Genomic DNA, 9,435 nt, shown 5'->3' on the forward strand with positions numbered 1-9,435 from the left:
TCAGCGTGCGTAGCCAGTTGGCGAGCAGGTGGATACCGGCATCGCCGGACTTCTCCGGATGAAACTGGGTGGCGCACAGGGGACCTCGCTCCACGGCGGCGGCAAAAGGCTCACCGTGCTCGGCCACGGTGTCCCCGGGCTCCGCCTTGGCCGCATACGAGTGGACGAAGTAGAACCGCGTGTCCGCCGGCAGCCCGTCGAACAGCACCGTGTCGGGCGGTGGGGCCACCGTGTTCCACCCCATGTGCGGAAGGATCGGCGCGTCCAGACGCCGAACCTCCCCCGTGAGCACGCCGAGGCCGGGAGTCCGCACCCCGTGCTCATCCCCCAGGTCGTAGAGGACCTGCATGCCCACGCAGATCCCGAGAACCGGCTGCCCGCGGGCGATCCGTCCGCGGATGACGGCCGCCCCACCGACCGCGGCGATCCCGGCCATACATGCGGCAAAGGCACCCACCCCGGGCACCACGAGCCCGTCCGCGGCCCCGCCTGCGGCCGGGTCTGCGCTCACCGTCACGGCTGCGCCGATCCGGGCGAGTGCCCGCTGCGCACTGCGCAGGTTCCCCGATCCGTAGTCCAGGACGACCACCCGCGGACCGGTCACAGCACACCTTTGGTGGACGGCACACCCGCCACCCGCCCGTCGAGCGCGACCGCGTCCCGCAGCGCCCGTGCCACCGCCTTGAACTGTGCCTCGACCACGTGGTGGGCGTTGCGGCCCGACACCACCCGCACGTGCAACGCGATCCGCGCGGACGCCGCTATCGACTCGAACACGTGGCGGGTCAGCGTCGTGTCGTAGGTGCCGATGAGCTCGATCAACTCCGGCTCGATGACCACGCAGTACGGCCGGCCGGAGAGGTCCACCGCCGCCTGCACCAACGCTTCGTCCAGCGGCACCAGCGCGTCACCGAACCGCCGGATCCCGGTCTTGTCGCCGAGTGCCTCGCGCAGCGCCTCACCGAACGCGATCGAGGTGTCCTCGACCGTGTGGTGGGCGTCGATGTGCAGGTCGCCGCGGGTGCGCACGGTCAGGTCGAAGCCGCCGTGCTTGCCGAGCTGGCTGACCATGTGGTCAAAGAACGGGACGTCGGTGAACGACGACGCCACGCCGGTGCCGTCGAGGTCCAGCTCGACGACGACATGTGATTCCAAGGTCTTGCGTTCGATCCGAGCGGTGCGGCCCATGGTCGTCATTCCTTCCCGGAATCCGGCGGCTGAAGATCGGAACACGCCGGCGTCATGACCGCGCCGAGGTAATCGAGCAGGGTCGGTGTCATAGCAGGGTCGGTGTCATAGCAGGGTCGGTGTCATAGCAGGGTCGGCCAGCAGGACGCGGGTGGCGGCGAGGAATGCGTCGATCTCACCGGGTAGCCCGGCGGTGACCCGCAACCAGCCGGGCAGGCCGACATCCCGGACGAGGACGCCCGCGTCGAGCAGTGCCTGCCACACGCCGCGCTGATCGGGGAACCGTCCGAACAGCACGAAGTTCGCGTCGCTGGGAGCCACCGCGCAACCGAGCCCGGTCAGCTCGGTCACGATCCGGTCCCGTTGCGCCTTCACCGCCTCGACGGTGCCGAGCAGCTCGTCGGCATGCGCGAGCGCCGTACGCGCGACCGCCTGGGTGAAGGTCGACAGATGGTAGGGCAGCCGCACCAGCTGCAATGCGTCGATGACAGCCGGCTGCGCGGCGAGGTACCCGACCCGGGCGCCGGCGAGCGCGAACGCCTTGCTCATCGTCCGTGTCACCACCAGCCGCGGCGCTGCCGGCAGCAGTGTGAGCGCGCTGGGGACCCCGGCCCGCCGGAACTCCGCGTAGGCCTCGTCCACGACGACCATGCCGGTACCCGTCTCGCCGACGGCCGCACACGCGGCGGTCACCACCTCGGTCGGCAGCGCGGTGCCGGTGGGGTTGTTCGGTGACGTGAGGAAGACCAGGGACGGCCGATGCCGGCGGATCGCCTGCGCCACCGCGGCCGGAGCGAGGGTGAAGTCGGCTTCGCGGGGCTCACCGACCCAGCCGGTCGCGGTCGCCATCGCGATGAGCCGGTGCATCGAATAGGAGGGCTCGAATCCGAGCGCGACCCGCCCGGGGCCACCGAAGGCCTGGCACAGCTGCTGGAGCACCTCATTCGACCCGTTGGCCGCCCACACCTGATCGGTCCGCAGCCCGAAACCGGCGTCCGAGGTCAGGTAGTAGGCGAGGTCCGCGCGAAGCGCCTCGGCCTGGCGGTCGGGGTACCGGTTGGCCTCGGTGGCCGCGAGCGCCGCGGCCTTGCCCATGGCGTCAACCAGACCGGCGGACGGCGGGTGCGGGTTCTCGTTGGTGTTGAGCAGCACCGGAACGTCGAGCTGCGGGGCGCCGTAGGGCACCTGGCCGCGTAGGTCGTCACGCAACGGCAACTCGTCAAGCGTCAGCGGGCGCGTCGTGCGCACCCGACCCGCAGCCAACGACCGGCCGGCCACGGGATCAGGCTCTGCCATCGGATGGTCTGCAACCGGATAGGCGGTCATCGCACGCGCACCTCCACCGCGTCGACGTGGGCGATAAGATCTTCAGCTCCGCCGAGCGCGGCAACCCGCGGAGCCACCTGGACGAGCGCGTCCCGATCACACTCCACCACGTGGACCTGCCGTTGGAACGCCGATACCGAAAGTCCGCCGCTGTGCCGGGCGGTACCGCCGGTCGGCAGGACATGGTTGGACCCGGCGAGGTAGTCACCGAGCGAAACCGGAGCCCACGGCCCGACGAACACCGCTCCGGCGTTGCGGACCCGGGCGGCGACCGCGGCGGCGTCCGCCGTCTGGATCTCCAGGTGTTCCGCGGCCCAGGCGTTCACCACCGCCAGACCCGCGTCGGTGTCGGCGACCAGTACAACCACGCCCTGGCCGGTCAGCGCGGCCTCCACCCGCTCGCGGTGGCGGGTCGCCGGCACCTGCTTGGCAAGCTCGATCTCGACCGCGTCGGCCAGCTCGGTGGACGCGGTGACCAGCATGCAGGCGGCCATCGGATCGTGCTCGGCCTGCGCGATGAGATCAGCCGCGACGTGGGCGGGATCCGCGGTGTCGTCGGCGAGGATCGCCACCTCGGTCGGGCCGGCTTCGGCGTCCACCCCGACCAGCCCACGCAGCAGGCGCTTTGCCGCGGTCACGTAGATGTTGCCGGGGCCCGTCACGACGTCCACCGCCGGGCAACTGGCCGTGCCGTGTGCGAACATCGCGATCGCCTGCGCACCACCGGCGGCATAGACCTCGTCCACGCCCAACATGGCGCAGGCTGCGAGAATCGTCGGATGCGGAAGTCCACCGCATTCGAGCTGAGGTGGCGAGGCCAGTGCGATCGAACCGACGCCGGCCTCCTGCGCCGGTACCGTGTTCATCACCACGCTGCTCGGGTAGGCGACCCGCCCACCCGGCACGTACAACCCCACCCGCTCCACCGGGAGCCAGCGCTCGGTGACCCGGGTCCCCACGGCGACGTCGATCGTCAACGACTCGCGGCGCTGGGCACGATGGACGAGCCGGCAGCGGCGGATCGCCTCGGTCAGCGCATCGCCGACGCGCGGGTCGAGCCGGTCGAGCGCGTCGGTGAGCGCGTCGGGCGCAACCCGCACCGCGGCCGGGCGGACCCCGTCGAACCGCTCGCCCGCATCGAGGACCGCCGCATCACCGCGGTCACGCACGTCAGCACAGACGGGGCGGACCGCGTTGAGGGCGGCTTCGACATCGAGCGCCGCGCGGGGCAGCAGCCCGCGCAGCGCTGGAGCCGACGGCAGGCCCGCGCGCAGATCGAGCGTTCTCAGCACGACGACGAGAGTATCCGTACCCGCACGAGGCGCGCCGGTCTTCGTGCGACCGGCGATAGAGCGCCCGGCAACAGGGGCGCTCTTGGGGACGCGGCGTCACGGGGCAGCGCTGGTGCCCGAGCGCGTGCGTACCTGGGAGGGTGGGAAAGCGACAGTGGGAGAGAAACGTGAAGATGGGAAGGTGACGGCGGAAAAGTGACAGCCCACGGCACTACGGAGAGCGGACGGGCCTTCGACCGGCTTGAGAACCTCGTCGCCGACTACGGGGCGCAGGCGCGCCCACTTCGGCGGGTCGTCGCGCTGCTGACCGAACGGCCGTGGACCATCGGCGATCTCGTCCGGGCCTCGGGCGTGGCCCGCCGTACCGTCGAAGAGGTGCTCGCCTGCCTCACCGGTGACCTAGAGGGCCAAAGGGCGCGCGACGATCGTCAGATCGCGCGCCCGGAGGCCGCAGTCCCCGGAGCACCAGAGGGCCAAAGGGCGCGCGACGATCGTCAGATCGCGCGCCCGGAGGCCGCAGTCCCCGGAGTGCTGCGCGAAGACCCGGCGACATCCAGCGGCACGGCGACATCCAGCGGCGCTGCCGGCGCTGTCATGATTTCACCGCAGCTGGTGGCCGCGTATCGTGACCGGTTCGGTTTCGACGAGCTCGGACGCACCGCGCTCAGCGATCCGCTCGCGGCGCGCCTCACCGCGCACCGCGCGCTGGTGGACACCATGGACGATCTCGTGGCCGCGGCACCGCCGTCGCGCATCGACCTCGACCACGTCCCGGCAACCGGGGAGACCGCGGCCCGGCGCGCGTTGTGGATGGACTCCACCTACGATCTCACCCGAGCACACCTGCTGTGCATCGGCGATCATGATCTCACCTCGCTGGCCGCCTGCATCCTCGTGCCGGGACTGTCGGTGACCGTCGTCGACCTCGACGAGCGGCTGCTGGAGTTCATCGACGCCCAGTCCCGGGACAGGGGTCTCGACATCCGCTGCCTGTTCGCCGACCTGCGTTTCGGGCTGCCGGCCGTGACCGAGTCCTGGGCAGATCTGATCTTCACCGATCCGCCGTACACCCCCGAGGGCGTGACTCTCTTCCTGCACCGGGGGCTGGCCGGCCTGCGCGACACCCGACGTGGGCGGCTGCTGCTCGCCTACGGACACAGCGACCTGCATCCGGCGCTCGGGTGGAAGGTGCAACGTGCCGTCAGCGATCTTCACCTCACGGTTGAGGCGATCATGGCGGACTTCAACGGTTACGACGGCGCAGAGGCGGTAGGCGCGACCAGCGACCTGTACGTGTGCCGGCCGACCGCGACGACATGGCGGCAGCTGGCCGGTGCGACCCCAGGTTCCCGGGGCCGCGCCGCGATCTACACCCGGGGCCGCCATGCGGTGGAGAGCGCGGCGGACGCGGGGCCCTCGCCCGCGGCCGCCCAGGAACTGCTGGCCACTGCCGCGGTCGGCCTCGACGGTGGCCGGCTGGTGTTCCTCGGCGACGGCGCCCCGGACACCTCCCCCGCGGGACCCGCCCATGTCCGGCTCGCCACGGCACTGCGTGGCGGCCTGCCGAAGTCGCTCAGTGGACGCAGACGAGTACAGGTGGCCGCCGACCTGAGCGCCGACCCGGGACCGTGGCTCGCCCGCACGCTGCTCGCGGTCAACGCCGACCGGCTCGTCGCTCTCATCCCTGTTGATCATGCCGACCTGGTGAACCCCGAGTGCTTTCACGCGCTGGGCGCGCTGTTCGCGCCGAAATGGCGCCTGTGCTGGCGGCGACTTCCCCATGATCGACTGGCTCTGCTCGAGGCCGCCCCGATCGAGGCCGCCCCGCTGAGCACGGGGGAAGGCATAGTCCGCTGGCTGTTCGACCGGCCCCATGGAAAGGTCGGCAACGTCTGGACGGAGGCTCTGACCCGAGACCCGACGACCCAGAACCCGACGACCCAGAACCCGACGACCCAGGACCCGACGACCCGAGACCCGACCCGGGGCGCCGGCTGCACACTGAGCAAGAAGGACGCCCGAGCCGCCGTCGAGGCAGCCGTGGCCGATCCGGGCCTGCTCGCCGCAACGCTGATGGACCTACCCCGCCACCAGATCACGCGGATCGCGCGGATCGCGGCCCAGGTCGGTCGCCCGAGCGCCGCCGCGCGAACTCCGGCAGGCGGGTGAACTCCGGCAGGCGGGTGAACTCCGGCAGGCGGGTGGGATAAGAGCGCCCAGGAACCCAGCAACCTCACAGGTTGTGTTCAGCATCGCTGAAGTCCCGTTGCCCACCATCGATGTCAGAGCGCCGGCATGGCCGAGCGCGGACACGGAGGGCAGCCCATGAGCTTGACGATGCTGGGGCCAGCTGAATATCTGGGGTCATCCGACGGCGCCGCCCCGGACGCACAGCCGCCTACCGACACACAGCCGCCTACCGACACACAGCCACCCACGCCACCGGCCCCGTCCGCCGTCCATCCGAAGGCGCCCCGTCTGTGGTGGCGGGACATGGCAGGTCTGTCCGCGGCTGCGAGCATGGTCATCGTCGTGGCCCTGTGGCTCGCGCACGGGGGTATCGGCGACCTAACCGGGAGCAGCGGCATACTGACCGGGCTCGGCCGGCTCACCGGCTTGGTCGCCGCGGACCTGCTGCTCATCCAGGTGTTGCTGATGGCGCGGATTCCCTGGGTGGAGCGCAGCTACGGCCAGGATGAGCTCACCCGACGTCATCGTCTCGTCGGATTCACCTCCTTCAACCTGATGCTCGCTCACATCGTGCTGATCATTTTGGGCTATGCGGCGGCGGCCCGGACGGGCCTGGTGGCGCAGACCTGGGACCTGATCACCGACTACCCCGGCATGCTGCTGGCGACGGCCGGGTCCGCGATGCTGGTGATGGTCGTCGTGACCTCGGTGCGCGCGGCCCGACGGCGGTTGCGCTACGAGTCCTGGCACCTGCTGCACCTGTACGCCTACCTCGGGGTGGGCCTGTCCATCCCACACGAGCTGTGGACCGGCGCGGACTTCACCTCGACCCCGTGGGCCAGGGTGTACTGGTGGACGATCTACGCGGCTGCGGCTGGCGCCGTCATCGTCTTCCGTCTCGGCCTGCCGGCGTTGCGCACCTGGCGGCACAGCCTCGTCGTTGATCGGGTCGTCGCCGAGGCACCCGCCGTGGTGTCTCTGCACCTGCGCGGCCAGGCGATCGAACGGCTGGGCGCGAGTGCCGGGCAGTTCTTCATCTGGCGGTTCATGTCCGGACCCGGCTGGTCCCGTGGCCATCCCTACTCGCTGTCCGCGCCGGCACACCCGCGCTGGCTGCGGATCACCGTGAAGGACCTCGGTGACGGCAGCGCCGCGCTCGCCAACGTGCGACCCGGCAGTCGGGTACACATCGAGGGTCCCTACGGCCGGCTCACCGGCGCCGTCCGCCAACGACGCCGCGTGACGATGATGGCGTCGGGCATCGGCGTCACCCCGATCCGGGCGCTGCTGGAGGAACTCGACTACTCCCCCGGCGAGGCGACGCTGATCTACCGGGCCGCTACCGAGGAAGACCTGATCTTCCGGGACGAACTGGACATGCTGGCCGCGATGCGCGGCATCCGCGTCATCTACCTGCCCGGGCATCGTTCGCCGGACCGCTCGTCATGGCTGCCGGAACGCTTCTCCCACCTGCTGGACGACGACGCGCTGCGGCAGATCGTGCCTGACATCGCCGACCACGATGTGTTCATCTGTGGGCCCGACGCCTGGATGGACGCCGTGCGGGACGCGGCGCTGCTGGCCGGAGTCCCGTCAGAACAGTTGCACATGGAACGGTTTAGCTGGTGACCAGCCTGCGGCGGAGCACCGAACCCGCCGGGACGATCGTCCCCTCTCCCCTGGCCGCACCATCCCGACCGCAACCGCGTCAGCCCCAGAAGGGACTCCGACATGCGCCGCATCGTGGTAGCCATCGCCTCGACCGTCGCGGGCCTCGTACTGTTGTTCAGCTACCGGACCAGCACCGGTGTCACCGAGGCCTCGGCCGCGGCGGTCAGTACCGGCGACTCCGCCACGACGTCCGACAGCGGCTCCGGGTCCACCGCCGGCACCACCTCGGGCACCACCTCCGGGACTACATCCGGGACTACATCCGGGACTACATCCGGGACTACATCCGGCGAATCGACAGCTACGACCGGATCCGCGGTCAACACCAAGTGGGGTGTCGTCCAGGTACGGATCACCGTCGCGGCCGGCCGGATCGTCAGCGCCGAGACCGTGCAGCTACCGGATCACAACCCACGCGACATTGAGATCAACAGGGTCGCCGTCCCCGTCCTCAACTCCGAGACCGTCGCCTCCCAGAGCGCGAAGATCGACGTGGTCAGCGGCGCGACCGTCACCAGCGACGGCTACATCCGCTCGCTGCAGTCCGCCATTGACGCGGCGCACCTGTCATGACGGCGTGGGTGGCGGGGTCGATGTCCCGCCGAGCCTGGATCGAACAGATCATGGGGATGCCCGTCAGCCTGCACCTGCGGGGACCGCGGGCGCACGGCGACCCCGGGGTCGAACGCATTGTCGCGGAGGTCTTCGCTGAGCTGCGGATGGTCGACGCGCTGTTCAGTACCTACCGCGCCGACAGCGAGATCATGATGTTGAACCGGGGCGAGCTGGCGCTGAGCGGCTGCGACCGTCTCGTCCAGGAGGTCGCGGACCTCTGCGCCGACGCCACCGAACGCACCGACGGCTACTTCAGCGCACAGTTGCCTGCGCCTGATGCCGGCGCAGTGGTGGCAGAGGCCGGGGCAGGGGCAGGGGCAGGGGCAGGCCGCCGCTGGTTCGACCCGTCCGGCCTGGTCAAGGGCTGGGCGGTCGAGCGTGCCGCGGCGAGATTGGCGGCGATCGACGGCCACGACCACTACCTGAGCGCCGGCGGTGACATCGCCGCTCATGTGGACGACCCGGTAGCCCCGGCCTGGAATGTCGGAATCTGCGACCCCCTCGACAGCTTGCGTGTGCTCGCCACCCTGCCCGTCCGCTGCGGTGGGGTGGCGACGTCGGGCAGCGCGGCGCGTGGTGCGCACATCGTGAACCCGAGGACCGGCCGGCCGGCTGGTTCGGACCTGTTGGCGGTGACTGTGACGGGCCCGTCGCTGATGTGGGCGGACGTGTACGCGACCGCCGCGTTTGCCCGTGGCGCCGATGCGCTGGCGTGGCTCACGAGCCTGGACCGGACCGAAGCGCTGGTGGTCACCGCGGACGGCACCCACCGAAGCACGCCCGGGTTCGGCCGCCGCGACCGAGTAGCCTCGAACACCTGACAAACCACGAACACCTGATAGAACCCGAGTATCCGATGACGGCCGACCGTCCGGCAAAGGCCGAGGCGGTCGGCAACCACGGTGGCGCCCGCGGTGAACGCCCACTGCGGCGCTGATCCATGCATCCGGGAGAATCCGTGACCAGCAGCTCCGCCCGCCTGCACCACCGCGCCGACGGTCCGACGTCCGGCCCGCCGATGCTGCTCGGCCCGTCGCTGGGCACCACGCTGCATGTCTGGGACGAGCTCGTCCCGATGCTCGCCCGTCGCCACCGGGTGCTCCGGTTCGACCTGCCAGGGCATGGCGGCACCGCCGCGGACGTCGTCCCGGCC

8 protein-coding genes and 1 pseudogene are annotated in these 9,435 nt (G+C 70.7%); 5 read left to right on the forward strand and 4 right to left on the reverse strand.

All coding sequences use genetic code 11. The features are described from left to right. The 4 genes from hisH to hisD form a co-directional block, all read right to left on the reverse strand. The coding region (gene hisH, locus U9980_RS08310; protein WP_322767402.1) for an imidazole glycerol phosphate synthase subunit HisH at nucleotides 1–604 on the reverse strand (604 nt) is incomplete at its 3' end. Continuing rightward, nucleotides 601–1,188 (reverse strand): imidazoleglycerol-phosphate dehydratase HisB, encoded by a 588-nt coding sequence (gene hisB / locus U9980_RS08315; RefSeq protein WP_322767403.1) that lies wholly within the window; start codon nucleotides 1,186–1,188, stop codon nucleotides 601–603. The genes hisB and hisH, both read right to left, overlap by 4 nt. A gap of 105 nt (nucleotides 1,189–1,293) precedes the next feature. Continuing rightward, nucleotides 1,294–2,484, reverse strand: a complete 1,191-nt coding sequence (locus tag U9980_RS08320; protein ID WP_322767409.1) for a histidinol-phosphate transaminase — start codon at nucleotides 2,482–2,484, stop codon at nucleotides 1,294–1,296. A 26-nt stretch (nucleotides 2,485–2,510) separates the two neighbouring features. Then, nucleotides 2,511–3,806, reverse strand: coding sequence for a histidinol dehydrogenase (gene hisD, locus U9980_RS08325; RefSeq protein WP_322767404.1), 1,296 nt, complete (start codon nucleotides 3,804–3,806; stop codon nucleotides 2,511–2,513). A 195-nt stretch (nucleotides 3,807–4,001) separates the two neighbouring features. Between hisD and U9980_RS08330 the strand changes: the two genes are divergently transcribed. From U9980_RS08330 to U9980_RS08350, 5 genes and pseudogenes are all read left to right on the forward strand, one after another. Further along, entirely contained in the window at nucleotides 4,002–5,975 is a 1,974-nt protein-coding gene (locus U9980_RS08330) for a bis-aminopropyl spermidine synthase family protein (protein WP_322767405.1), read from the forward strand. Between the two features lie 324 nt (nucleotides 5,976–6,299). Continuing rightward, nucleotides 6,300–7,625: a ferredoxin reductase family protein gene (locus U9980_RS08335; RefSeq protein ID WP_322767406.1), complete on the forward strand. Its 1,326-nt coding sequence runs from the start codon at nucleotides 6,300–6,302 to the stop codon at nucleotides 7,623–7,625. 102 nt (nucleotides 7,626–7,727) lie between these two features. Further along, nucleotides 7,728–8,240, forward strand: coding sequence for an FMN-binding protein (locus U9980_RS08340; RefSeq protein ID WP_322767407.1), 513 nt, complete (start codon nucleotides 7,728–7,730; stop codon nucleotides 8,238–8,240). A gap of 20 nt (nucleotides 8,241–8,260) precedes the next feature. Next, nucleotides 8,261–9,103: an FAD:protein FMN transferase gene (locus tag U9980_RS08345; protein WP_322767408.1), complete on the forward strand. Its 843-nt coding sequence runs from the start codon at nucleotides 8,261–8,263 to the stop codon at nucleotides 9,101–9,103. Nucleotides 9,104–9,300: 197 nt separating this feature from the next. Continuing rightward, nucleotides 9,301–9,435: pseudogene (locus U9980_RS08350) on the forward strand (3-oxoadipate enol-lactonase); the annotation flags it as partial.

This window comes from Protofrankia sp. Cr1 (genome assembly GCF_963555865.1).
In the GTDB taxonomy this organism is placed as follows: Bacteria; Actinomycetota; Actinomycetes; order Frankiales; family Frankiaceae; genus Protofrankia.